Genomic DNA, 24,047 nt, shown 5'->3' with positions numbered 1-24,047 from the left:
ATCCCGCACCGCGCCGGGCGGAGGCACGGTTTCGATCCCGCTACAGTGGCGACGGAGGTGGCGATGACGCGGTGGTGGCCTTACATCCGACTCGTGGCGGCGGCGCTCGCGGTGGCGGCGATCGTCGCGCAGCTCGTGCGCACCCTGGAGATCGCCCTCACCGCAGACACCGCGTGGGGCGCGCATCTGCCCACCGTGTTCGCGAACTTCTTCAGCTTCTTCACGATCCTCTCCAACGTGCTTGCAGCGGTGGTGCTGGCCGTCGGCGGGGTCTGGGGGCTGACGCACCGCGACGCGAGAGTCGAACCGACGTGGCTGGCGACGCTGCTCGTGTGCGCGAGCACCTACATGATCGTCACGGGCGTCGTCTACAACACGCTGCTCCGCGGGATCGCGCTGCCGCAGGGGGCCACGGTCGCCTGGTCCAACGAGGTGCTGCACGTCGTCATCCCGCTCGTCCTGCTCGCCGACGTGCTGTTCGCGCCGCGTCGTCGTGCGCTCGGCTGGGGCGCCGTGGGGATCGCCGCGATCTTCCCGATCGTGTGGGTGATATACACACTGCTCCGCGCGAACCTCGTGACCGCACCCGCGACCGGGAACCCGTGGTGGTACCCGTACCCCTTCCTCGATCCCTCGTTGAACGGCGGCTACGGCGGTGTCGCACTCTGGGTGCTCCTCATCGCCGCGATCATCCTCGCCACTGCCACGGTCGTCGTGGGGATCGGGCGGCGTCGGGCCAGGCGGTGACCCACCCCTTCCCGTGCGCCCCACCCCCTTGCGAACGTACGAAAAGGGGTGGGACGGCCGGAAGGGGGTGGGTCGGCGATCAGACGAGGAGCGCGTCGGCCTCGAGATAGCGCTCGAGGGAGTCGTCGAGCTCGTCCAGCCACGGGGTGTGGTGTGCGGCGGCGAGCGTCCCGGTCATGACCGAGGGGTACACGCGGTCGCGGTAGCCCATGATGTCGGCCTTCTTGTCGTGCTTCCAGGCGAGGAAGATCTCCACGACGCGATCGAGGTCGAACGCCGGATAGTCGGTGCACTCCAACAGGTCGCGGATGTAGTCGGCCTGGAAGCGGATCTCCGTCGCCGTCGAGTCGATCTCGGCGAACCGCTTCCGCCACGCGGCGATGGACGCGGCGCGCTCGGCCTCGTCGGGGAGGGCGATCCGGCCGAGGATGACGTCGCGCACGAACCAGGCCTGCGCGTCGAACATGTTGAACGTGAACCACTGGTCCTGCGCGCCGAGGTAGGCCAGGCGCGGGTTGCCCTGCCAGAGCACGCCCCGGTACAGCCCGTCGGGGTAGACGTTGTTCGGCGAGGACAGGGCGAGCTCCGCGGGCAGGAACGGGTACTTGTGCAGGTAGCCGGTGCAGAGGATGACCGCGTCCACCTCCTTCGAGGTGCCGTCGGCGAAGTGCACGGTACGGCCCTCGAAGCGCTCGACGCACGGACGCTCCTCGAAGCCCTCCGGCCAGTCATAGCCCATCGGCGCGGTCCGGTAGCTCGCGGTGACCGAGCGAGCGCCCATCTTGAACGCCTGGCTGCCGATGTCCTCCGCCGAGTAGCTCGACCCGATCACGAGCACGTCCCGCCCGGCGAGGGCCTCCGCGCCCCGGAAGTCGTGCGCGTGGGCGACGGATCCGGGGAAGGTCTCGATGCCGTCGAAATGCGGCACGTTCGGGAAGGAGAAGTGTCCGCTGGCCACGACCACGCGGTCGAACTCCTCCGTGGTCGTGCGCCCGGTCGGCAGGTGCTCGCTGGTGAGACGGAACACCTCACGCTCCTCGTCGAACTCCACCCAGCGCACCGCCGTCTGGAAACGGATGAGGTCGCGCACCTGCGTCTTCGCGAGACGCCCCGCGATGTAGTCCCACAGCACCGGACGCGGCGGGTACGACGAGATCGGCCGTCCGAAGTGCTCGTCGAAGGTGTAGTCGGCGAACTCCAGGGCCTCCTTCGGGCCGTTCGACCACAGGTTGCGGTACATGCTGGAGTGCACGGGCTCGCCGTACTCGTCCAGCCCGGTGCGCCAGGTGTAGTTCCACTGGCCGCCCCAGTCGGCCTGCTTCTCGAAGCAGACCAGTTCGGGGATCTCCGCCCCCGCACGGGCCGCGGACTCGAAGGCCCGCAGCTGCGCCATCCCCGAGGGGCCGGCGCCGATGATCGCTACTCGTTCACTGTTCGTCACGTATCGTCCTCAAACTCTTCCGTCATGTATCGGGCGCAGCCGTATCCGGGAGAGGAGGACAGTTCTTCCCCGGTGGGAGCGGAACGCTCGACCCGCCCGGACAGTGGCTGCTCTTCGACGTTAGCAGTGCCTCAGCGCCACGCTGGCGGGAATGCGACGACGACTGTCGCTTCCCCGCATCGCCGATGTCGGCGGCCGGTGCCAGGATCGAACGGTGCGACAGGACATCAGGGCGTCAGAGCGGCTCGACCCACAGGGCTCGCCGGCGCGATCGCGCGGCGCCCTCGTGCTGCTCGCAGCCGGCGTGACCGTCGTACTCTGGGCGTCGGCTTTCATCGGGATCCGTGGCGCGGGGCCGCACTACGACGCCGGGGCCTTGGCGCTGCTGCGCATGGCCGTGGGCACCCTCGGGCTGACGATCATCGCGCTGCGGCACGGCATCAGGCTCCCGGAGCGCCGCCACTGGCTACTGATCGCCGTGTGGGGCGTCGGATGGTTCTGCATCTACAACCTGGCCCTCAACAGCGCCGAACGCACCCTCGACGCCGGGACCGCCGCGATGGTCGTGAACCTGGCGCCGCTCATGGTCGTCGTCTTCAGCGGTCTCTTCCTCCGGGAGGGATTCCCCCGCCCCCTCGTGATCGGCGCCCCCATCGCCTTCCTCGGGGTGGTCCTCATCGGCATGAACTCCACCAGCAGCACCGGCCCCGACCTCACGGGCCTCCTGCTGGCCCTTCTCGCCGCGGTCATGTACGCGGCGTGCACCCTGCTGCAGAAACACCTGCTCACCTCGGGGGCCGACGCCACCACGCTGACCTGGCTCGGGGCGGCCGCCGGCACGATCGCCCTGCTTCCCTGGCTCGGCGCGTTGATCGCCGACGTGCAGACGGCGCCCCTCGACGCAACGCTATGGGTGGTCTACCTCGGTATCTTCCCCACCGCGATCGCCTTCACCACCTGGGCGTACGTGCTGCAGCGCAGCACCGCGGGGAAGACCTCCGCGACGACGTACGTGGTCCCGGCCCTCGCGATCCTGCTGTCCTGGCTGATCCTCGGGGAGGTGCCCACCCCGCTCATGTTCGTGGGCGGCGCGCTGTGCCTGCTCGGCGTGCTCATCACGCGTCTGCGATGGCACCCGCGGACAGGGGAAGCGGTTCGACCTGGTCGAACTCGCTCCTCCGGGGAATAGCTCCGACCGCCCTGGAGAGCGCAGCGGCCACCGCCGTCCCCGCGAGGATGGCGAGAGGCACCCCGACCGCAAGGTAGTAACCGGCGTACTCCAGAAGCGCTCCGGCCAGCAGAGGCGCGGCACCGCCGGCGAGCGCTCCGAGCAAGGACGAAAGCGACAGCACGCGACCGCGGATCTGGTCGGGGATGATCAACGCGAGGTACGACCCCTGCACGGCGTTGAGAGGTATCAACGGCATCGAGGCGACGAAGCCGATGACCGCCACAGCGGGAACGCTCTGAGTAACGAGAAGAGCGGTGAACGCCAGAGTGATCATGCAGATCGATAGGCGCACGATCGCGCGCCCGCTGTATCGGCGGAGTATCCATCCCGCGACGGCTCCACCTGCGAGCACGCCTGCGCCCTGCATGGTCTGGATGGTTCCGATCTGCCACGCGGGGGTGCCTGTCTGTTGCTGGCTGAGCACGATGGTCATTCCACAGGCACCCAGGCAGAAGTTGACCAGCACGATCAGACCGATGAGGGTTCGCGGTTGACGCCACACCGCCAGCCAACGACGACCTGCGGCGAGCGATCGCACCCCCGCTTCGTCACCGAGGCCCTCGGGGCTGAGGTCCTTGCGTATCGCGAGGGCGGATCCGACTTCTCCGAGCCGAGCGACCGCCGAGACGATCAGCGGCAACGAAGGGTGCACACCGAAGAGCAGCCCCGATACCGGTGCCGCCGCAAGCCGGATGGCTGCGTCGCGAGACTGGTTGGCTGCGGATGCCTCGGCCAGGAATCGCTTCCCGACGATGCGCGGGAGCGCGACGTCCGTGACCGTGAAGAAGAGCCCCACGACGAGCCCCTCTCCTGCCGCGATCACGATGAGCGCAGCTGTCGTCAGCGTGCCCGTGACGTACATCGCCGACAGTCCTGCGTAGATTGCGAACGCGGACGCGCCCGACCAGATCATCAGCCTTCGGGCGTCGAACCTGTCGGCGAGAACGCCACCAGGAAGGGTCGACACCGCCCGCGCGACGGCCGAGACAGTGCCGATCAGCCCTGCGAGAAAGGCGTCGGATGTGACGTAGTAGCCGAGAAGAGTGAAGGCGAAGGCCCCGATGCTCAGGCCGACTTGGGTGAGCGTGTCACCGGCGAACCACGCCCGATAGTCGCGGACGCGCCAGAGACCCAGCCGAGGCGGATTCACAGCGGGTCGGCATCGAAGATGTAGTCGAACTGGGAGTCGCCCGATCCGCACGTCGGGCAGCCCGGGTGTCGATCCCAGTTCATGATGATGCGGAGCGCTCCTGAGATGTAGTTCACCTCGACCTGTCGGCCGAGACCCAAAGGGGCCGCGTATCCGGTGATCAGGCGCATCGCCTCGTCCACGCCGAAGGACGTGAGCCTCTGAATGTGCGGCGCAATCGCCGCGGTCGCCGCGTCTCTCGCCGGCGACATCAGTGCATGGAACTGCCGCAGGAAGCCATCCGTGTTGAGTTCGTCGAAGATGTGCAAGCAATCGAGGCAGCCGGACTCTCGCGGAACCACCGAGAAGAAGCGGCCGCTGGTGTGCTGAGTGAGCATGATGACGACGGGGATTCCGAGTCGCACCGCCGCGGCGTTCGCACGGCGTTGGGCAATGAACCGAGGCTCATCGATGGCGCAGATGATGACGTCGGCTCCCCGCGCGACCCGAACGATGTCGTCCACCGAGGCGACCTTCAGATCGAACACCTCGACATCGACGTCCGGAGCGAACGCTCGACAATACTCTGCGCTTACGTCGGTCTTCTTCCGCCCGATATCACTCGTCCGGAACAGAGTCTGCCGGTTGAGGTTGCTCTCATCTACGACGTCGTAGTCCAGGATGGTGAGCTTACGGAGGCCGCACGCCAGAAGCTGCGGGAGGCTTGCGCTTCCGCCCCCTCCGAGCCCGAGCAGAACGACATGAGACTCGCGGAGAACGTGCTGGGCACGATTCGCCGCTGCCTGCGTATTCCCGGCGGCGGCCGCAAAGAACGTCTGATTGGCCTCCAGCCGAACGGGCAGGCTGTCGTAAGAGCACGCGTCCTCGATGAGGCCGCTTGCGTCGAGATACTGGATCCCCTCGCGCACGTCGTCTTCAGACAGGTCGCCGAGGGCTTGGCACGCCTCTCGAAGGACGTCGCCGTACTCACGCCTGCCGTCGAGCAGCGGTAACAGGACGCGCAATTGGCCCTGCGGGTCGGTGAGCTCCTTCGTGATCCCCTGCTGCGCGCCGATGCGGACGACATCGTCAGCGAGCCAATAGATGGGTAGCGCTCTTTTGATCTGCGGTCGCATGAAGTTCCTTCCGGCCCCGTATCGCTCGACCGAGGAGGCCGAGCGATACGGGGTGGCGTGCGCGTTCTCAGAGAACACCCCAGCTGATGTCACGTTCCTTGGTTGCCCGAACTGTGAACGACATAGCTCCTCCTCTCGCATAGTCGGGTCGGTATCGAACGAGCCAAGTATCAGCGGGTAAAACGTTGCATGTCAATGGAGGCGTTGGAGCAGACTCATCCGGCCGCTTAGCGGCGACCTCCGCGCAGGTTGCGATTACGCTGGTCGGCGGAGGGGCGCGCCGTGCGGGCCCGCGTGTGACCGAGGGAGACGAAGACCGATGACCGACGCCGACGCGCCGACCCCGCCGACGATCTCCGCACCCCCGCCACCGCCCGCGTCCGCCGCGCCGATCGCCGCCGCGGCCCCCGCCGCCGCTCCGACCGACGCCGAGATGGCGCGCGCCGGTTCCGTGCTGCAGACGATCTCCGACGCGTACTCCGCGAAGATGGTGGGCCAGGAGCGCCTGCGCACCAGCCTGCTCGTGGCGCTCATCGCCGGCGGTCACATCCTCCTCGAGAGCGTGCCCGGCCTCGCCAAGACCACTGCCGCCAGCACGCTCGCGGACACCGTGAAGGCGAAGTTCAAGCGCATCCAGTGCACGCCCGACCTCCTGCCGAGCGACATCACGGGCAACCAGATCTACGACGCCGCGACGGGCAGCTTCCGGACGGTGCTCGGCCCCGTGCACGCGAACTTCGTGCTGCTCGACGAGATCAACCGCTCCAGCGCCAAGACCCAGAGCGCCATGCTCGAGGCGATGCAGGAGCACCAGACCACCATCGGCGGCGAGATCCACCCGCTGCCGAAGCCGTTCCTCGTGATCGCGACGCAGAACCCCATCGAGCAGGAGGGCACGTACGAGCTGCCCGAAGCGCAGATGGACCGGTTCCTCCTCAAGGAGATCGTGGAGTACCCGAGCCCGGCGGAGGAGTTCGAGATCCTCAGCCGCATCGACTCGGGCGTGCTCGACCCCGACCGGCACGTGCACAGCGCCGTCACGCTGGACGACGTGCACCTGCTGCAGGACGTCGCGAGCCGCATCTACGTCGACCCCGCGATCCGCAACTACATCGTGTCGATCGCGTACGTGACCCGGAATCCCGCGCCGTACATCGGGGACGAGCGCGCCCGCTTCATCAAGTACGGCGCGAGCCCGCGGGCCAGCATCGCCTTCCTCCAGGCCTCGCGCGCCCTCGCCCTCCTCAGCGGCCGGACCCACGTCCTTCCCGAGGACATCCGCGCCCTGCGACACCTCGTGCTGCGGCACCGCGTGCTGCTGACGTTCGAGGCCGACGCCGAGGGCATCCGCAGCGAGGAGATCATCGACCAGATCTTCGCCGCCGTGCCCACCCCCTGACCCGTCGACACGTTCACGGATCCCGCGCCAGATGCCCAGCCTCATCACGCAGGTGAAGAGCAAGCTCTTCATCCACTCGAACCGCAAGTCGCTGCACGCGCTCGACGGCGCCTACGCGTCGTTGCTGCACGGGCGGAGCCTCGACTTCGAGGACCTGCGCAAGTACGAGTACGGCGACCAGGTGCGCGACATCGACTGGCGCGCGACCGCCCGCCTCGGCACCCCGTTGGTCAAGCGGTCACGGGCCACGCGCATGCACACGGTGATGTTCGTCGTCGACACGGGACGCTCGATGACCGCTCTCGCCGCGGACGAGCGCTCGAAGAAGGACCTGGCGATCCTGGCGACCGGAGCCCTCGGCGTGCTGACGCTCCGGCACGGCGACGACTTCACGGTCGTCTACGGCGACGCCTCCCGCGTCCGTCGCCTGGCACCGGGGCGCAGCGAGGGCGCCCTCGAACACGCGCTGCGGACGATCGACCGCGCGGTCGACGACGCGGCGGCCCCCAGCGATCGCGACGCCCTGCTGTCCTTCGTCACGCGGACGATCGCACGGCGCATGATCGTCGTCGTCGTCACCGACGAGGCCCCGGTGACGACGGAGACCGAGCGGCTGCTGCGCCGACTGCGCGTGCAGCACGACGTGCTCTGGCTCACCCTGCGCGACGCCGAACCGGTGCTCGACCACCGGTCCGCCCGGCTGCGCGCCGACGTCGACAGCCTCTGGGAGGTCCCCGATTTCATCCAGGGCGACCGCACGATCGTGAACGAGCTCAGCGCGCAGCGGGCGGCGGATGCCGCCCGGCTCGCCGACCTGCTCACACGGATGGAGATCAGCCACACCGCGCTCGACGGTCAGGACCACGCCGTTCCGCAGCTGCTGCACCTGTTGAACCGGAGGTCCGATGCCCGGTTCTGACGAGCTCTACCCCCCGGCGCAGTACGGGTGGGGATGGATGCTGCTCGCTCTCGGCGTCCTGGCGCTGCTGATCGTGGGCACCTGGCTGCTGTTCCGGCTCACCCGCCCCCGCACCGCCGCCTCCGGAGGGTCCGCGGATGCCGGGCAGCCGTCCACGCTCGATGTGCTGTCCGCTCTGCGCTCGGAGTACCTCGACCGCATCGACCGCGTCGAGCACGACTACCGGGACCGCCGACTCTCCGCACGGCAGGCGAACCTGGAGCTGAGCCGCGTCGTACGCACGTTCGTCAACGAGTACAGCGGTCTGGAGGCACCGGTGCTCGCCCTCGACGATCTCGTGTCCCGCGGCGTCCACCCGGCGCTCATCGACGCGATGGGTCGTCACTACTATCCGAGCATCTTCCGGCAGGGGCCCGCGATCGACCCGGTCGCCGGAGCCGAAGCCGCCAGGACGGTGGTGCGCGCATGGCACTAGCGAACGTCTGGATGCTGGTCCTCGCCGCCGCTGTCGTCGTCGCCGCGGTGGTGATCGGTCTCGTGGTGGGGCTGCGCCGCCATCGGGACCGGCGTGCGGCGGACACGGCCCGCGTGGCCAGGGCGGAGCGGCTGCGGGCGCTCCCGTCCTTCCGTCAGGCGCTGTCCCGTCGCGCCGTCGCCCTGACCGGCCTGCTCGCTCTCGGCGCGGGAGCGGCACTGGCCGCCGGCGTCGTGGCCGCACGGCCGATGTCCGCCCAGACGGTGCAGCCCGTCGACACCAGCCGAGACATCATGCTGTGTCTGGACGTGTCGGGCTCGATGTCCGAGGTCGACGTCGAGGTGCTCTCCGTGTTCGACGAGCTGCTCGACGGCTTCGAGGGGGAGCGCATCGGCCTGACGATCTTCAACAGCTCGCCCGTGCAGATCTTCCCCCTCACCGACGACTACGACTTCATCCGCGAGCACCTCGCGAGCATGATGTCGAGCTTCGACTACGTGGACGAGATCCCGGAGCACTGGCTCGGCACCCTCAACGGCGACGGCGCCTCCCTCATCGGCGACGGGCTCGCGGCGTGCACCATGGGCTTCGACCACCCGGACGACGACCGGTCGCGGTCGGTGATCTTCGCGACGGACAACGAGATCAACGGCGCCTCGATCGTGACGCTCGACGAGGCCGCGGCGTATGCGGCCTCGAAGGATGTGCGGGTGTTCGCGATCAACCCGGTCGAGGGCAAGGACGCCGACGTCAGCGCCGAGCTCGCGGCCGCCGCCGAGGCCACGGGAGGCGCCGCGTACGGACTCCGTGACACGACCACGGTCGGCGACATCATCGACGAGGTGCAGAAGCAGGAGGCCACGGCGCTGCGCGGCGAGGCGCAGGTGGTCTGGACGGACACCCCGAACCTGTGGATCGCCGTTCTCTCGGTCCTCGCGCTCGGCTTCGTCGTCCTGGTGTGGAGGGTGCGCCTGTGATCTTCCAGCCCGTCCTCCCCGTGTTCCTCATCCTGCTGCTGTGCGCCGGCGTCGCCGCGGTGGGCGTCTGGATGCTCGTCCGCGCCCCGCGGGTCGGCGGCGAGGTCGTGACCGATCGACGCGCTCTCGCCGTGCACCGGTCGCTGTGGGCCCTGCGGCTCGTGATGGTCCTCGCCTGCGCCGTGATGCTGCTGCGGCCGGGGCTCCCCGGAGGATCCACGCAGACGCTGGCGACCGACACCGACATCGTGCTGGTCGTCGACACCACCGCGAGCATCGTCGCCGAGGACTGGGACGACGGCTCTCCCCGGCTCGATGGCGTCCGCGCGGACGTGCGGGCCCTCGTGGAGGAGTACCCCGGAGCCCGTTTCGCCCTGGTCACCTCGGATGCGGCGGCCGAGCTGCGGATTCCGCTGACCACCGACACCACCGCCCTCCTCGGATCGCTGGACGTGCTGCGCCCCGAGGTCACGAGCCAGTCGCGCGGCAGCTCGATCGGCGTGGCCGCACCGCTGTTGAGCGAGACCCTCGCCGCCGCGGCGGAGTCGTCGCCGGACCGTTCGCGCATGGTCTTCTACTTCGGCGACGGCGAGCAGACGACGGGTTCCGCGCCGGAGTCCTTCGCCGACAGCGCGCGCTACACCGACGCCGGAGCCGTCTTCGGGTACGGGACGGCCGAGGGCGGTCCGATGCGCGTGACGACGGGCGGCCTCGATCAGATCGGCTCCGAGTACATCCAGTACCAGGGTGCCGATGCACTCTCCGTCATCGACGAGGGGAACCTCGAGACGATCGCCGGACAGCTCGGCGTCGAGTACGAGCACCGGGAGGCGGGCGTCGCCCCGTCGCTCCCCGCCGCACCGTCGAGTACCACCGCCTATTCCGACGCCGGCGAGGTGGGGAACGTGATCGAGCTGTACTGGGTCGCCGCACTGGTCATCCTCGCCGCGCTCGCGGTGGAGCTCACCCGCGCGACGATCCTGGTCGCCCGGCTCCGCGGTCTCCGCGTCCCTCGCGCCGGACGGTCGGTTCCACCCCACACCCCCTGACGGCGCCCGAGGCCCCGGGCTTCCCTGCAGATACGGCGTGTGTGCCGCGCCTTTCGATGGTATTGTGTTACCCGTCGCAGGCTCTTATGCCTTCGACGGGGGTTCGCCGAGGCGGACGACTGCGATACGAGCATCTCTGGGGGAAGCTCTCGCGGCCGGTCGTCCGGCGATGTCGTGCCGACGTGGGGTCGGCCATCAGAAGACTGGGGAACACACATGGGGAACAGTGCTGTCTGGAAGCGCGCGCGCACCGGCGTGGCCGGAGCGATCGCGGGGGTGATGGTCGCCGCGGGGCTGGTCGCCCTCGGTGGGGGTGCTGCCGTGGCCGCCGAAGCCCCGGGCGGCCTGCCTCCGCTGTTGCAGCGGGATCAGAACGTGGTCACGTCCGATCCGATCCCGACCGTGCAGATCGACAACGGGTATGTCTGGGCGCAGACGACGATCGGCTCGATCGTGTACGCGGTCGGCAAGTTCGACAACGCGCGCGAGCCGAAGGCCGCTCCGGGGACGGCGCTGACGGCGCGCTCCAACGTGCTCGCCTACAACATCGACACGGGCGCGCTCCTGCCGTTCGCGCCGAAGGTCAACGGCGTGATCAAGGCCGTCGCCGCCTCGCCCGACGGCACCCGGATCTACATCGGCGGCTCGTTCAACAAGGTCAACGGCAAGGACCGCTGGAACATCGCCGCGATCGACGCCAAGAGCGGCGAGCTCGTCCCCGGATTCGTGCCTTCCATCGGCGGATCCGGCGTCTACGCGCTGGCGACGTCGGGGACGACCGTCTACGCCGGCGGCCTCTTCACCCAGGCCAACGGCACGCCGCGGAAGAACCTGGCCGCCTTCGACACCACCAACGGTGCCCTCCGACCGTGGGCTCCGCAGACCGACCTCCAGGTCGATGCCATGGTCATGGACCCGGCCGGCGCGGACACGATCGTCGGCGGACGCTTCTCCCAGGTCAACGGCAACACCGAGATGCGCGGCAGCGCCTCCGTGGACAAGACCACCGGAGCACTGAACACGGACTGGGGGCTGGCCAAGACCGTCAAGAACGGCGCCGGATCCGGCATCTACGCCGGCAAGGCCGGGACGTTCGGTCTCGCCACCGACGCGACGGGTGTCTACGGCACCGGCTGGGGCTTCGCCGACGCCGCGACCGGCAGCCTCGAAGGTACCTTCGCCGCCGAGGCCGGCACAGGCAAGGTGCGCTGGATCGCGGATTGCCTCGGCGACCACTACGGCGTGTACTCGACCGGCAAGGTCGTCTACACCACCAGTCACACGCATTCATGCGAAACTCTGGGACTCCACCCGGAGCAGGCTCCGCGCGTACACCGCTATTCCGAGGCATACACGGCGGATGCTCGCGGAACGCTGGCACCCGCGCCGACCGCGCCCGGTCGCAAGGACTGGGGCGGCACGCCCGCCCCGTCGCCGTACGCGTGGTCACCCGATTGGGCGGTCGGGACCACCACAGGACTCGGTCAGGCCGGGTTGTCGATCACCGGCACCGGCACCATGATCTCCATCGGCGGCGAGTTCCGCTCCGTCAACAACGGACGGTTCGAAGGACTCGTCCGCTTCTCGACCACCCCTCCAGAGGGCCCGAAGGACGGCCCCCGCCTCTCCGGCGACAAGTGGGTGCCGACCGCGACTTCGCTCACCCCCGGGCGCGTGAAGGTCACCATTCCCGCCAACTGGGACCGTGACGATCTCACGCTCACATACGAGTTGCGCCGCGCCGACTCGACCACCCCTTTGTTCACCACGAAGGTGGACTCCACGTGGTGGAACCTGCCCGCAGTCAGCTTCGAGGACACGACGGCTCCGGTCGGCGCACAGCAGCAGTACACCTTCACGGCCACGGACAGCGACGGCCACACGGTTTCGAGCAAGACGACGACCGCCACGGCGGCCGCGTCCACACCTGCGTACTCCAACGCCGTGCTCGCTGACGGCCCCCAGTTGTACTACCCGTTGGGAACCGTCGCGCAGGATGTGGCAGGTACGAACAGCCCGCTCATCCGCTCAGGAGCGACGCCTCGGTCATCAGGCGTGCCGAAGGGCGTGGCCGGGGCGACAGCCCTCGACGGGACAGAGACCGGACGAGTCGACACGACCACGAAGGCCGCGGCGCCGTCATCGTTTTCGGCCGAGATGTGGTTCCAGACCTCGACGACCGCGGGCGGCGTGTTGTTCGACTTCGAGAGTTCGGCCGCTGGCTTCTACTCGAAGAACTACGACCGAACCGTCTACATGTCAGACAACGGCCGCCTGAACTTCGGGGTATACAACGACGGCACCAAAGTGCTCACGACCGCGACGGCATACAACGACAACCGCTGGCATCATGTCGTCGCGTCGGTGAGCCCCGAGGGAATGAAGCTCTTCATCGACGGAAAGCTCGACGGCCAGCTCCCTAACGTCACCACAGCGCAGGACTTCAACGGGTTCTGGAAGATTGGCGGTGGCAGGCTGAAGGGTTGGGCGAATGAGCCGACCAAGACTCTTGCCGCCCCTGCCAACCTTGCCGGCGATGCCCACCTCGTCGGCACTGTCGATGAGTTCGCGGTCTACCCGTATGGCCTGACCGCGGGACAGATCAAGACCCACTACAGCGTGGGGAATGGCTCCACAGCCCCCGTCGCCGCTTATACGGCCGCGGCAAGCGGCCTCACCGCGGCCTTCGACGCGAGCACCTCCGTGCCGCCGGGGACGACCACGATCTCGGACTATCGCTGGGACTTCGGGGACGGTACGACCGGTACGGGCAAGACGCCGTCGCATGCCTACGCGAAGCCCGGCACGTACGCGGTCAAGCTCACGGTCACCGACAGCCAGAACCTCGTGGGCTCGGTCACGAAATCGGTCGTCGTCCAGGGCGCCGACACGCCGCCCACAGCCTCGTTCACCCTCTCCGCCTCGGGGTTGACGGTGTCGGCGGACGCGTCGGCATCGACCGATGCCGACGGCAGCATCCGCAGCTACCGCTGGGACTGGGGTGACGGCACGACGGGTGAAGGCGCGACGGCGACGCACACGTACCCGACGGCCGGGACGCGGACGGTCACCCTCACGGTGACGGACGACGTCGGGGGCGCGGCGACCACCACCCGGGAGGCCGTGGTGGCGGAGCCCGCGCCGCTCGCGAGCGACGAGTTCGACCGGACCGCCGGCCCCGGCTGGGGCGAAGCCCTCGCCGGCGGCGCCTGGAAGATCGCCGGCGGGTCCGCGGCCGCGGCCAGCGTCGCCGACGGCTCCGGGCAGCTGAAGCTGGCCGCGGGAGACACCCGCCACGCGACGCTGAACGCCCCGTCGGTTCCGGATCCGGCATTGGAGACGACCTTCCGCATCGATCAGCCGTCGAGCACAGGAGGCTCCTACATCGGGGTCATCGCCCGCGACTCGTCCGCTGGTCGGTATCTCGTCCGCGCCTGGCTTCGCCCTGACGGCACGGTCTGGCTCGTGGCGCACCGCGACGGCACCGTCCTCGCGACCCGGGCACTGAACGGCGTCACGGTCACCCCTGGCACCACGTACACGCTGAAGGCGTCCGTGACCGGAACGGACAAGACGTCGCTCGTCGCGAAGCTCTGGGTCACAGACGCCGCGGAGCCCGCCGATTGGCAGCTGCGGGCGAGCGACCCCACCCCGCTGCCGGCGGGTGGTGTGGGCCTGAGCGGCAGCCGCTCCGCGAGCGCGACCGCGCCGCTCGGCGTGTCCTTCGACACGTTCCGCGTCAGGGCAGCGGAGTAATCGGACCGCACGCGACGGACGCCGACCTCGATCAGCCGGGGTCGGCGTCCGTCGCATCGCCGTATCCGTCGCGCCTGATCGTCGCGGATAGGATGTTCAGACGCCGACGACAGGGGAGGAGGTGGGTCGTGATGCCTGCGCAGGACGACCCCGCCGCAGCCCTCCTCCGCTCGAACCGCCGTCGCCGGCTCATCCGCCGGTGGGTCGCGATCGGGACGATCCCGCTCACCCTCGCCGCCCTGCTCTTCGTGGGCAAACTGCTGAGCATGTACGCGTTCGCCCACCAGGCCATCACCGCCTACGTCGTCGACGACTTCGCGGGTTCCGAAGCCTCGGCGCGTGGACAGGACGTCCTGAACTGGTTCGAGCCGTATAAGGCCCCCTACAACATCGGCACCGCACTGGCCGGTGCCGACGAGCTCCCCGCCTCCCGTGCGGAGCTGGAGCGCTCCCTCGACCTCGCGACCGGCCTGGAGGTCTGCCCGGTCCGGATCAACCTCGCTCTCGTCATCGAGCGGATGGGCGACGCCGCCAGGGCCGACGGCGACGGCGCCGGGGCGACCGCCCTCTACGGCGAGGCGCTGACCGTCACGGTCGAGACCCCGGAGGAGTGCCGCAGCGACGAGGCGCAGCAGCAGTCCCCCGACCCCGAGCGCGACATGTCGGACACCCTGGACAACACCGAGGACCGCCTCAAGCAGAAGCAGCAGGAGCAGGAGCAGGAACAGCAGCCGCAGGAGCCGCAAGAGGATCAGGAGGAACCGCAGCCGTCCGAGGACAAGCTGCAGGACCTCCAGGACAAGCTCGAGCAGGGGACGCAGGAGCGCGACCAGCAACAGGGGGACGACCCCGGCGGCACCGGGACGGACAGGCCATGGTGAGTGATCACGAGAGGCAGCGCGCCCGCTACGTCGGCGGTACCGAGGGCGCCCCGCCCGTCCCGCCGCCCGGGGGCTACCGCGGTGCCCGGCGGCAGCAGCCGATCGACCTCACGCCACCGGTCGATCCACAGCTGCCCACGGGGGAGAAGAAGACCTCCACGACTGCGCTCGGCTGGATCGCTCTGGTCGCCGCGATCCTCTTCACGCTGATCCTGTTCGGCACGCTCGTGGTCGGCGGCACCGACCTGCTGTACGGAGTGACGATGATCACGCTGCAGCTCGTGGTGCTCGGAGTGATCGTGGCCGCGCTCTTCACCCCCGGCGGACGACGGCTCGGTGTCATCGCGCTCGTCCTCACCGTCCTGTTCAACGTCGCGACCGTGGGGGCACTCAGCGCTCTGCGCACCTCGGCATCCGGGAACTACGAAGGCGTGAAGACCGCGGAACAGCGGCACGCGGAGGCCTACCCCGGGATCAAGGGCACCTCCCCGCAGGAGGCGCTCACCCAGCAGTCCATGGAGGAGGTGCGCGCGGAGGCTGATTCCCTCTTCACCGACATCCGTGAACGGCTCACCGCGGACTTCGGGTTCACGTGGGTCCAGGTCGGCGACGAGGATGTCCGGCCGGAGCGGAACGGCTACGGCGGCGAGTCGATGCTGTCGGAGTACACGTCGGCGGCCTGGGCGACCGAGCAGCCCGTGCAGGGCTACGCGCGCAAGCTCGACGTGATGGCGGCGATCGATGAGGTCGTGGCGTCCCACGGCCTGTGGAACCTGTACTCGTTCAACGATCCGACGAACTCCGGCATCGACCCGTCCATGATCGCCAAGCTCTACGGCAGCGATGACCCTCGCACGCAGACGACGTGGGAGTACTACACGGAGAACTACCCCGACCCGCTGCGCTTCTACGCGAACATCTACGACCTGTCGAACGATGCCGACGGCGGCTTCCGCAGCTCGCGCGAGGCGCAGAGCGCGCGCACCGGCGAACCGATCGAGGGGCTCCAGCTCGTCGTGATCGCCGGCAAGGTGCTGAGCGAGGGCGACCGCGCGGAGTTCGAGGAGCGGCTGCAGGACTACCCCGGCTTCGAGTGACCGGCCCGGTGCGAGGATGACGGGATGAGGCAGGGAGCGGTCGGCGCGGTGCGGCTCGTCGAGCACGGCGGGCGGCGGCTGGTCGAGAAGCGCCTCTCCGATCCGGCGCGGCACCTCAACGAAGTGCGGGCCCTTCGCGGGCTTGTCGGCTCCGGGCTCCCCGTGCCCGAGGTGGTCGAGGAGCGGCCTGGCGTGATCCTCATGACCGCCCTCCCCGGTGCCCGTCTCGACGACGCCGACGCCGACGTCCGGATCGCGGATCTCCGGGCCTCGGCACCCCTGCTGCGCGCCCTGCACCGGCTCGAACCGCCGGACGACCTGCTTCCCGCGCCGGACGACGCGGCCATCATCGAGCGGTATCGCGCCGCCGAAGCGCCGCGCCTGCCCCTGCACATCCCGCCCCCGTCCGGAAGCGTCTTCTGCCACGGCGACTGGACGGACGGCAACCTGCTCGCGCGGCACGGACGCATCTCCGGGATCGTGGACTGGGAGGCCGCACACCGCGGCGATCCGCTGCGGGAGCTGGCACGAGCCGCGTGGGGAGCCGCCCGAAAGGATCCGCGCTCGGAGCGGGCGCTCATCGACGGGTACGGTGCGGATCCCGCCCGCGTCCGTGCGTGGTACCCCGTGCACGCCGCCGAGTTGTGGCTGTGGTTCGCGGAAGCCGGCCCTCCGGAGTACCTCGCCGCGCTCACCGCGGACCTGGAGAGGTGGTCGGCCTGACACCTCACCCGGTGATTCCCGGTCCATCCCCTCGATGATCGGCAGCGGCGTGGCTACACTGGCCGCACAGGGGGAGGGAGTGTCCGCATGATCAACGAACTCGATGAGCAGCAGTCCTACGAGTTGCTGGCGACCACCACGGTGGGCCGGATCGGATTCGTCGACGACGGCCTGGTGCAGATCCATCCGGTGAACTTCGTCGTCTCGGGGCACGAGCTGCTCCTGCGCACCTCACCGGACGGCCACCTGGCGGCGCTGTCCCGCGAGGCGGCCACGGTCTCCTTCGAGGTCGACTACCACGATCCGATCGGCGGCCTGGGGTGGAGTGTGCTGATGCACGGGGTCCTGTCGCCGGTTCCGGAGGATCAGGCGGCCGGGGCGGCGGCGCGGGTGCACCCGTGGGCCGGAGACGACCGTGATCTCCCGCTGTCGTTCCGCATCGAGCGCATCACCGGACGCAGCGTCCGCCGCGACCCCCGCACCAGCGGGGTCTGAACGCGCCCGCCGTCCCGTTCAGGAGGCGAAGGCGAGACCCGCGGCGAGCGCGAATCCGAGGACGGTCGCCAGCCCCGTGGACTCCTTCGCCTTCGACTGCGCCTCCGGGACCATCGAATCCACCAGCATGACGAGCAGCGCGCCCGCGGCGAATCCGCTCGCCCCGGAGCGGAAGACCTCGCCGGTCACGCTCGCCAGGGCGAACCCGGCGACGGTGGCCGCCGCGCACACCACGGCGACCCCGGCCCACAGCAGCAGCACCCTGCTCCGCCGCATGCCGCCGTCGAGCAGGTCGGCGGCGGAGCCGATGGACTCCGGGAGGTTCGAGACGAGGATGGCGACGACGAGCGCGATGCTCACCGGCTCCCCCGAGGCGAGACCGATGCCGAGCACGAGCTGCTCCGGGATCCCGTCGAGGAGCGCCCCCACTGCGAGCTGGCCTCCCCCGGCCTCGCCCTTCTTCCTGGCGGCTCTGGCGTCGAGGATGCGGGCGGCGATGTAGTAGCTGAGGGCTCCGAGCGCGACGCCGGTGACGAGGGGGATCGGACCACCGCGGTCGAGCCCCTCCTCCCAGAGCTCGAAGGCGATGGAGGCCATCAGGGCTCCGGCGCCGAAGCCCAGCACGATGCCCAGCCACCGCGGCGGCCACGTGCGCAGCATCGCGAGCACCGCGCCGACGAACAGCGGAGCCGCCGCGACGGCTCCCCACAGAATCGCTCCACCCATGCGCCCATCTTCCCGCCGACCCACCCCTTTCTGCGCGAGCCACCCCTCTGCGTGCGTCCGAAAGGGGCCGGAACACACGAAAGGGGGTGGGGTCGCGCGCCGATAGACTGGGGGCCATGTCCAAGGTCCTCCAGTCCCTGCCCGTCGGCGAGCGCGTCGGCATCGCCTTCTCCGGAGGACTCGACACCTCCGTCGCCGTCGCCTGGATGCGCGACAAGGGCGCTGTCCCCTTCACCTACACGGGCGACCTCGGCCAGTACGACGAGGACGACATCGCCTCCATCCCCGGCCGCGCGCTGGAGTACGGCGCCGAGGCCTCTCGTCTCATCGACTGCAAGACGGCGCTCGTCGAAGAGGGCTTCGTCGCGCTCTCCTGCGGCGCCTTCCACATCCGATCCGGCGGCAAGACCTACTTCAACACCACTCCCCTCGGCCGCGCGGTCACCGGCACGCTGCTCGTGCGTGCGATGCGCGAGGACGGCGTCGACATCTGGGGCGACGGCTCGACCTACAAGGGCAACGACATCGAGCGCTTCTACCGCTACGGCCTGCTCGCCAACCCCCGCCTGCGCATCTACAAGCCCTGGCTCGACGCGGACTTCGTCACCGAGCTCGGCGGTCGCCAGGAGATGAGCGAGTGGCTCGTCGCGCACGGCTTCCCGTACCGCGACTCGGCCGAGAAGGCGTACTCGACGGACGCCAACATCTGGGGCGCGACCCACGAGGCGAAGACGCTCGAGCACCTCGACGTCTCGCTGGAGACCGTCGACCCGATCATGGGCGTGAAGTTCTGGGACCCCTCCATCGCCATCGAGACCGAGGATGTCTCGGTGACGTTCGAGGGCGGCCGTCCGGTCGCGATCAACGGCGTCGAGTTCAGCGACCCGGTGGCCCTGGTGCAGGAGGCGAACGCGATCGGCGGGCGCCACGGCCTCGGCATGAGCGACCAGATCGAGAACCGCATCATCGAGGCGAAGTCGCGCGGCATCTACGAGGCCCCGGCCATGGCGCTGCTCTTCATCGCGTACGAGCGCCTCGTCAACGGCATCCTCAACGAGGACACCCTCGCCACGTACCACGAGCAGGGTCGCCGCCTCGGTCGCCTCATGTACGAGGGCCGCTGGCTCGAGCCGCAGTCGCTCATGCTCCGCGAGTCCATCCAGCGCTGGGTCGGCTCGACGATCTCGGGCACCGTGACGATCCGCCTGCGCCGCGGCGACGACTGGACGATCCTCGACACGGTCTCCCCGAACCTGTCGTACGGGCCGGAGAAGCTGTCGATGGAGCGCGTCGGCGACGCCGCGTTCGGCCCGGTGGACCGGATCGGCCAGCTCACGATGCGCAACCTCGACATCGCCGACTCCCGCGCGCGCCTGGAGCAGTACGCGGGTCTCGGCCTCGTCGGCGGCGCGACCGGCGAGCTCGTCGGCCGTGTGACCGCCGGCGAGTCCGCCGAGATCACCGAGTCCGTGCACGGCTCGATCTCGGAGGCTGACGAGAACCTCGCCGACGCGGTCGACACGGCCTCCGAGCGCGCGGCCTTCGACTCCGGCACCGACTGAGCGCACGGGGCGCCGCGGGCGACCGTGCACCCGCCCCCGTGATCAGGACGCCGCGGCGAGCGGATGCGCCGGCGCCACGGCGCGGTCGACGATCCCCGGCAGCACGTCGTCGAACAGCGCGATGAGGGCGGTGCGCATCGCCGCCGCGTCGCGTCCCGGCAGCACGACGGCGATCCGTACGACCGCGGCGCGCACGTCCGACCAGTCGAAGACACTCCCCGCGCGACGGGCGACGCACGCGAGAAGCGTCCCCAGGCTCCCGACGAGCTCGGCCCGCTCCGCGTTGCCCTCGATCCGCGCGAAGGCGACCGCGAGAGCGCGCAGGCCGTCGCCGAAGGCGGAACCGTCCCGCCACCGCACCGCCAGTGCCACGTCCTCGACGAGCTCGTCCAGGTAGTCGAGGTCGTCCGCGTGGAGCACTGCCATCGTGCGTCGGACGGAGCCGATCCAGACGTCGCCGAACAGGGCCACCACGTCGCGCGCGCGGTCGCCGTCGAAGGCGGTCACCCACCGGGTGCCGTCGCGGCGCACCGCGATGAGTCCGACAGCGGCGAGGCCGTCCAGGGCACGGAGGACATCCGCCGGCGCGGCACCGAGGGCGGCTGCGAGCCCCCGCTCGTCCACCCGCGTGCCCGGCGCGAGCGCCCCCGAGACGATCGCATCCGTCAGTCTGCCCTGCAGGCCGCCGTGCCGATCCCCTCCCGCCGATGTCCCGCTCACCGCGCGTGCATCATCCTTCTTCTCGATCATGGCGTCCCCCCGCCGTTGCATGGACCGATCCCGCCGGAGCCCCGGTCCGGACCGGTCTCTCCACTGAGAATGCGCCGAAGCGCGACGCGTAACATAACACGACCTTCCCCGGAGGAGCCTCGGCGCCCTGCCTCGCGGTCGGTACGCTGCGAGGTTGCTGAGTTATCTTGCACAGTGCTGTGCATGTTATTACCATGGAGGGATGACCACTCGCGCCCTCCGTCGCGACGCTGCAGAGAACCGCGCCGGCATCCTGTCCGCGGCTCGCAGCGCCCTTGCCTCCGACCCGCACGCCTCCCTCGACGCGATCGCCCGGACCGCCGGCCTGTCGCGCCGCACCCTCTACGGACACTTCGAGGATCGGGACACCCTGATCCGCGAACTCGTCTCCACCGGCGCCCAGCGCTTCAATGCCATCGCCGCCTCCATCGACGACCCCGACGCCCGCCTCGCCCTCGCCCGACTGGCCGCCCGGCTCTGGGAGGAGGCGGCGCACATCCAGGTCGCCGCCGCGCTCGCCCTCGACGAGGCGCACGTCGAGCACACCGCCGCCGCCCTCGCGCCGTTGCGCCGGAGCGTCGCCGCCCTCGTGCGGAGGGGACAGGAGGACGGCAGCTTCCGCACGGATCTCGCCGCCCCCACGCTCGCCCGACTGATCGAGGAGATGGCGCGCACGGTCGTCTCCCGCACCGACGCGCAGAGCAGTGGCGCCGGAGACGTCGCCGTCCGGGCCGTGCTCAGCATCGCGGGACTCTCCTGGCGCGAGGCGGACGAGCTGCTCTCCTCTCACCCGGACATCACCGCCGACGACCAGGAGGTCCGCGCATGAGGATCACACTGCACGATGTCAGCAAGGGTCGCGCCGGACAGGCCCTTCCCTCCATGAGCCTCGAGTTCCACTCGGGCGCGGTCCGCTACGCGCTCGCGGAGACCGAGCAGCGGCCGACCGTGCTCGGCCTCATCGCGAGCGGGCGGATGCGCCCGGACACGGGCCGCGTCACCATCGATGCGGCGGCGAGCCCGAAGGAACTGCGTCGCCGGGTCGCCCTCGTCGACGCCCCGGACGTCAGCGACCCGCATCCGGACATCACCCTCGCCGGGGTGGTCGGTGAGGAGTTGATGTTCGCCGGGCGCGGTGCGACCCCGCTCCACGCCCGACGCTGGCTCGGCCGGGTGGGATACCAGGAGCTCGCCTCCGTCCCCATCGGCTCGGTCGACCCGGCCGCCCGCGTGCGCATCCTGTGCGAGCTCGCCGTGCTCCGCGAGGGCGTCGAGGGCATCGTCCTCGTCGCCCCGGATCGCCACGGCGGCAGCCCGGACGGATGGTGGCGCATCGCGGCCGAGTTCGCGGACCGCGGGTACGCGATGCTCGTGATCGTCGGCGGTTCCGCCGCCGTCGCCCTCGAGCGCATGCACGAGTTCGACGCGATCAACGCGTCCGGTCCCGTCGAGCCGCTGGTCCTCGAGCGTCCCGACGACGGGGCCGTGACCGACGACGAGGCCGTGACCGACGACGACCCGCTGGCCGAAGACGAACCGCTGGCCGAAGACGAAGTACCGTCCGAAGACGAAGCCCCGTCCGACGAGGAAGGAGAAGCGCGATGAAGGTCCCCGCCATGATCGCCGCCGAACTCCGCCGCCTGACCGCGAGCCGGATGGGCATCCTCGCCCTCGTGGCCCTCATCTGCGTGCCGATCCTCTACGGCGGCCTCTACCTCTGGGCGAACCAGGATCCGTACGCGAAGTTCTCCGAGGTCCCCGTGGCCCTGGTGGTCGACGACGAGGGCGCTCCCGCCCCCACGACCGGCACCGAACCGGCGAGCGACGAGACGGTCAACTACGGGGAGGACGTGGCGGAGAACCTGATCGAGGGGAACGCGTTCGACTGGCAGCGCATGACCGAGGACGAAGCCGCCGACGCCCTGCGCCACGGCGCGGTCGACTTCACCGTGACGATCCCGGCCGACTTCTCCACCGCCCTCACCTCCGCGGCGGGCGACGACCCGCACCAGGCCAGGATCGAGCTGGAGACCAACGACGCGAACAACTACCTCGCGTCGTCGATGGGATCGCAGGCCGTCGAGAAGATCCGCAGCTCCGTCGCCGAGATGGTCGGCAGCGAGGCCGCGGAGCGACTGCTGACCGGCCTCAGCGACGTGCGCGACAACCTGGTCTCCGCGACCGACGGCGCCACGCAGCTCGTCGACGGCGCGCGCAGCGCCGCCTCCGGGAGTACGACGCTCGCCGACGGGACGGCGAAGCTCGCCGACGGCTCCGCGCAGCTCGCCTCCGGGGCCCGGACGCTCGCCGACGGCGCGCAGCAGGTGAGCGCGGGCAACCGCCAGCTCGCCGACGTCGCCGACCGGGCCGGAGCCGCGGTACAGGAGGCGACGGACGCGCTGCCGCAGGTGCGCTCGGACATCGCCGACCTCCTGACGGAGCAGGGACTCGCGCCCGAGGAGATCGACGAGGTGCTCGCCCGCCTGGATCCGCTCGGAACCCGGATCGAGGAGGGCAACGCGCAGGTGCAGGACGCCGTCGGCAAGGTCGACCAGCTCGCCGCCGGTTCCGCCTCGCTGGCATCGGGGGCGAGCGAGCTCGCCGGCGGCGCCGGCACCCTCGCGACGGGCGCAGCCGCGGCGAACTCGGGCGCGGCCCAGCTCCGCGATGGCCTGAAGACACTGTCCTCCGGGACCGCGGAGCTGCGGGACGGGCTCGCCGACGGGGTGCAGGCGATCCCCGCCTCCACCCCCGACCTGCGCTCCCTGCAGGCCGACACGATCGCGGACCCGGTGAAGGTCTCCAGCGACAAGGTCGCCTCCGCGGAGGACTACGGCGCCGGCCTCGCCCCGTTCTTCGCCGCCCTCTCCGCGTGGATCGGCATCTACGCGCTGTTCCTCATCGTGAAGCCGATCTCCCGCCGGGCCGTCACGGCGCTGCACTCCCCGATCCGGATCACGCTCGCGGGCTGGCTGACGCCGGCGATGCTCGGCGCGGTGCAGATGCTCGGCCTCATGGGGATCCTGGCACTCACGCTGGGCTTCACGTTTGATCATCCGCTCGGCACGCTCGGGGTGATGATGTTCGCCTCGGCCACGTTCGCCGCGATCATCCTCGCCCTCAACGTCTGGCTCGGGTCCGTGGGGCAGTTCCTCGGCCTCGTGCTCATGGTGCTCCAGCTCGTCACAGCGGGCGGGACGTTCCCCTGGCAGACACTGCCCGCTCCCCTCGCCGCGCTGCACCACGTGCTGCCCCTCGGCTACGTCGTCGATGCCATGCGCCAGCTCATGTACGGCGGGGACTACGCGAGAGCCGGCTGGGACCTGGCTGTGCTGGGCGCCTGGCTCGTCGGGGCCCTGCTGCTGGCGATGATCGGTGTCACCCGCATGACGCACCGCCGCACGCTGCGCGATCTGCAGCCCAGCCTCATCGGCTGACCCTCCCGCTCGCCGCGGACCATCCCGCGGCGAGCGCGGGGCGGCTATGATGCGAGAGCGCGTACCCGTGAAACGCGCACTGGGGCTCGGTGGGACTGAGTCTCACCTGGCTACCCG

Annotated in this window: 21 protein-coding genes; 16 read left to right on the top strand and 5 right to left on the bottom strand. The window is 70.0% G+C overall.

Translation table 11 applies throughout. The features are described 5' to 3' along the window. The first annotated feature begins 63 nt into the window (after positions 1–63). Positions 64–747, top strand: a complete 684-nt coding sequence (locus MICNX66_RS00465; protein ID WP_187662858.1) for a Pr6Pr family membrane protein — start codon at positions 64–66, stop codon at positions 745–747. Between the two features lie 79 nt (positions 748–826). Here MICNX66_RS00465 and MICNX66_RS00460 read toward each other — a convergent pair whose 3' ends face one another. Beyond that, the gene (locus MICNX66_RS00460) at positions 827–2,188 is read right to left on the bottom strand and encodes an NAD(P)-binding domain-containing protein (RefSeq protein ID WP_187662857.1); all 1,362 of its coding nucleotides are present in this window, start codon (positions 2,186–2,188) and stop codon (positions 827–829) included. A gap of 214 nt (positions 2,189–2,402) precedes the next feature. Here MICNX66_RS00460 and MICNX66_RS00455 point away from each other — a divergent pair, with 214 nt between their 5' ends. Then, positions 2,403–3,377, top strand: coding sequence for a DMT family transporter (locus MICNX66_RS00455; RefSeq protein WP_232089140.1), 975 nt, complete (start codon positions 2,403–2,405; stop codon positions 3,375–3,377). On the opposite strand, the gene MICNX66_RS00450 is transcribed toward MICNX66_RS00455, so the two are convergent. Both MICNX66_RS00450 and MICNX66_RS00445 read right to left on the bottom strand, forming a co-directional pair. Beyond that, a complete protein-coding gene (locus tag MICNX66_RS00450; protein WP_105948988.1) occupies positions 3,304–4,569 on the bottom strand; it encodes an MFS transporter in 1,266 nt (421 codons plus the stop codon). The genes MICNX66_RS00455 and MICNX66_RS00450 overlap by 74 nt on opposite strands. Further along, the gene (locus MICNX66_RS00445; RefSeq protein ID WP_187662855.1) at positions 4,566–5,684 is read right to left on the bottom strand and encodes a HesA/MoeB/ThiF family protein; all 1,119 of its coding nucleotides are present in this window, start codon (positions 5,682–5,684) and stop codon (positions 4,566–4,568) included. Before MICNX66_RS00445 ends, MICNX66_RS00450 begins: the two co-directional genes overlap by 4 nt. 391 nt (positions 5,685–6,075) lie before the next feature. On the opposite strand from MICNX66_RS00445, the gene MICNX66_RS00440 reads away from it, so the two are divergent. The 10 genes from MICNX66_RS00440 (at position 6,076) to MICNX66_RS00395 (ending at position 17,455) form a co-directional block, all read left to right on the top strand. Continuing rightward, complete coding sequence (locus MICNX66_RS00440; RefSeq protein ID WP_370428279.1) at positions 6,076–7,083, top strand: AAA family ATPase; 1,008 nt, start codon at positions 6,076–6,078, stop codon at positions 7,081–7,083. A gap of 31 nt (positions 7,084–7,114) precedes the next feature. After that, positions 7,115–8,002 carry a DUF58 domain-containing protein gene (locus tag MICNX66_RS00435; protein ID WP_187662854.1) on the top strand — a complete coding sequence of 296 codons (888 nt, stop codon included), beginning with the start codon at positions 7,115–7,117 and terminating at the stop codon, positions 8,000–8,002. Further along, positions 7,989–8,477 carry a hypothetical protein gene (locus MICNX66_RS00430; protein WP_187662853.1) on the top strand — a complete coding sequence of 163 codons (489 nt, stop codon included), beginning with the start codon at positions 7,989–7,991 and terminating at the stop codon, positions 8,475–8,477. The genes MICNX66_RS00435 and MICNX66_RS00430 overlap by 14 nt, the downstream gene beginning before the upstream one ends. Next, the gene (locus MICNX66_RS00425) at positions 8,468–9,454 is read left to right on the top strand and encodes a VWA domain-containing protein (RefSeq protein ID WP_232089139.1); all 987 of its coding nucleotides are present in this window, start codon (positions 8,468–8,470) and stop codon (positions 9,452–9,454) included. The genes MICNX66_RS00430 and MICNX66_RS00425 overlap by 10 nt, the downstream gene beginning before the upstream one ends. Next, on the top strand, positions 9,451–10,503 hold the full coding sequence (locus MICNX66_RS00420; RefSeq protein ID WP_187662852.1) for a vWA domain-containing protein: 1,053 nt from the start codon (positions 9,451–9,453) through the stop codon (positions 10,501–10,503). The genes MICNX66_RS00425 and MICNX66_RS00420 overlap by 4 nt, the downstream gene beginning before the upstream one ends. 216 nt (positions 10,504–10,719) lie before the next feature. Next, complete coding sequence (locus MICNX66_RS00415) at positions 10,720–14,259, top strand: PKD domain-containing protein (protein ID WP_232089138.1); 3,540 nt, start codon at positions 10,720–10,722, stop codon at positions 14,257–14,259. Between the two features lie 131 nt (positions 14,260–14,390). Further along, positions 14,391–15,140 (top strand): hypothetical protein, encoded by a 750-nt coding sequence (locus MICNX66_RS00410; RefSeq protein ID WP_187664061.1) that lies wholly within the window; start codon positions 14,391–14,393, stop codon positions 15,138–15,140. Further along, entirely contained in the window at positions 15,134–16,237 is a 1,104-nt protein-coding gene (locus tag MICNX66_RS00405; protein ID WP_187662851.1) for a DUF4064 domain-containing protein, read from the top strand. The genes MICNX66_RS00410 and MICNX66_RS00405 overlap by 7 nt, the downstream gene beginning before the upstream one ends. A gap of 24 nt (positions 16,238–16,261) precedes the next feature. Beyond that, positions 16,262–16,960 (top strand): phosphotransferase family protein, encoded by a 699-nt coding sequence (locus tag MICNX66_RS00400; protein ID WP_187662850.1) that lies wholly within the window; start codon positions 16,262–16,264, stop codon positions 16,958–16,960. An 87-nt stretch (positions 16,961–17,047) separates the two neighbouring features. Continuing rightward, positions 17,048–17,455, top strand: coding sequence for a pyridoxamine 5'-phosphate oxidase family protein (locus MICNX66_RS00395; protein ID WP_187662849.1), 408 nt, complete (start codon positions 17,048–17,050; stop codon positions 17,453–17,455). Between the two features lie 18 nt (positions 17,456–17,473). Here MICNX66_RS00395 and MICNX66_RS00390 read toward each other — a convergent pair whose 3' ends face one another. Then, positions 17,474–18,181 (bottom strand): ZIP family metal transporter, encoded by a 708-nt coding sequence (locus tag MICNX66_RS00390; protein ID WP_187662848.1) that lies wholly within the window; start codon positions 18,179–18,181, stop codon positions 17,474–17,476. 116 nt (positions 18,182–18,297) lie between these two features. Between MICNX66_RS00390 and argG the strand changes: the two genes are divergently transcribed. Then, complete coding sequence (argG, locus tag MICNX66_RS00385; protein ID WP_187662847.1) at positions 18,298–19,743, top strand: argininosuccinate synthase; 1,446 nt, start codon at positions 18,298–18,300, stop codon at positions 19,741–19,743. A gap of 42 nt (positions 19,744–19,785) precedes the next feature. On the opposite strand, the gene MICNX66_RS00380 is transcribed toward argG, so the two are convergent. Beyond that, a complete protein-coding gene (locus MICNX66_RS00380) occupies positions 19,786–20,493 on the bottom strand; it encodes a GntR family transcriptional regulator (protein WP_187662846.1) in 708 nt (235 codons plus the stop codon). A gap of 202 nt (positions 20,494–20,695) precedes the next feature. Between MICNX66_RS00380 and MICNX66_RS00375 the strand changes: the two genes are divergently transcribed. The 3 genes from MICNX66_RS00375 to MICNX66_RS00365 are packed head-to-tail and all read left to right on the top strand — an operon-like array spanning position 20,696 to position 23,930. After that, positions 20,696–21,322, top strand: coding sequence for a TetR/AcrR family transcriptional regulator (locus MICNX66_RS00375; protein WP_187662845.1), 627 nt, complete (start codon positions 20,696–20,698; stop codon positions 21,320–21,322). Continuing rightward, positions 21,319–22,098 carry a hypothetical protein gene (locus tag MICNX66_RS00370; RefSeq protein WP_187662844.1) on the top strand — a complete coding sequence of 260 codons (780 nt, stop codon included), beginning with the start codon at positions 21,319–21,321 and terminating at the stop codon, positions 22,096–22,098. Before MICNX66_RS00375 ends, MICNX66_RS00370 begins: the two co-directional genes overlap by 4 nt. Further along, positions 22,095–23,930: a YhgE/Pip family protein gene (locus tag MICNX66_RS00365; RefSeq protein WP_187662843.1), complete on the top strand. Its 1,836-nt coding sequence runs from the start codon at positions 22,095–22,097 to the stop codon at positions 23,928–23,930. Before MICNX66_RS00370 ends, MICNX66_RS00365 begins: the two co-directional genes overlap by 4 nt. The last annotated feature ends 117 nt before the right edge of the window (positions 23,931–24,047 follow it).

Source organism: Microbacterium sp. Nx66, assembly GCF_904066215.1.
Classification (GTDB): Bacteria; Actinomycetota; Actinomycetes; order Actinomycetales; family Microbacteriaceae; genus Microbacterium; species Microbacterium meiriae.
The sequence above is the reverse complement of the archived record's forward strand: the minus strand, read 5'-3'. Positions and strand labels throughout refer to the sequence as shown.

Excerpts from the sequence above, each read along its gene's own strand:
- MICNX66_RS00465 (WP_187662858.1), top strand. The coding sequence starts at position 64 with ATGACGCGGTGGTGGCCTTACATCCGACTCGTGGCGGCGGCGCTCGCG.
- MICNX66_RS00445 (WP_187662855.1), bottom strand. The coding sequence starts at position 5,684 with ATGCGACCGCAGATCAAAAGAGCGCTACCCATCTATTGGCTCGCTGAC.
- MICNX66_RS00435 (WP_187662854.1), top strand. The coding sequence starts at position 7,115 with ATGCCCAGCCTCATCACGCAGGTGAAGAGCAAGCTCTTCATCCACTCG.
- MICNX66_RS00430 (WP_187662853.1), top strand. The coding sequence starts at position 7,989 with ATGCCCGGTTCTGACGAGCTCTACCCCCCGGCGCAGTACGGGTGGGGA.
- MICNX66_RS00425 (WP_232089139.1), top strand. The coding sequence starts at position 8,468 with ATGGCACTAGCGAACGTCTGGATGCTGGTCCTCGCCGCCGCTGTCGTC.
- MICNX66_RS00415 (WP_232089138.1), top strand. The coding sequence starts at position 10,720 with ATGGGGAACAGTGCTGTCTGGAAGCGCGCGCGCACCGGCGTGGCCGGA.
- MICNX66_RS00410 (WP_187664061.1), top strand. The coding sequence starts at position 14,391 with ATGCCTGCGCAGGACGACCCCGCCGCAGCCCTCCTCCGCTCGAACCGC.
- MICNX66_RS00405 (WP_187662851.1), top strand. The coding sequence starts at position 15,134 with ATGGTGAGTGATCACGAGAGGCAGCGCGCCCGCTACGTCGGCGGTACC.
- MICNX66_RS00400 (WP_187662850.1), top strand. The coding sequence starts at position 16,262 with ATGAGGCAGGGAGCGGTCGGCGCGGTGCGGCTCGTCGAGCACGGCGGG.
- MICNX66_RS00395 (WP_187662849.1), top strand. The coding sequence starts at position 17,048 with ATGATCAACGAACTCGATGAGCAGCAGTCCTACGAGTTGCTGGCGACC.
- MICNX66_RS00390 (WP_187662848.1), bottom strand. The coding sequence starts at position 18,181 with ATGGGTGGAGCGATTCTGTGGGGAGCCGTCGCGGCGGCTCCGCTGTTC.
- argG (WP_187662847.1), top strand. The coding sequence starts at position 18,298 with ATGTCCAAGGTCCTCCAGTCCCTGCCCGTCGGCGAGCGCGTCGGCATC.
- MICNX66_RS00380 (WP_187662846.1), bottom strand. The coding sequence starts at position 20,493 with ATGATCGAGAAGAAGGATGATGCACGCGCGGTGAGCGGGACATCGGCG.
- MICNX66_RS00375 (WP_187662845.1), top strand. The coding sequence starts at position 20,696 with ATGACCACTCGCGCCCTCCGTCGCGACGCTGCAGAGAACCGCGCCGGC.
- MICNX66_RS00370 (WP_187662844.1), top strand. The coding sequence starts at position 21,319 with ATGAGGATCACACTGCACGATGTCAGCAAGGGTCGCGCCGGACAGGCC.
- MICNX66_RS00365 (WP_187662843.1), top strand. The coding sequence starts at position 22,095 with ATGAAGGTCCCCGCCATGATCGCCGCCGAACTCCGCCGCCTGACCGCG.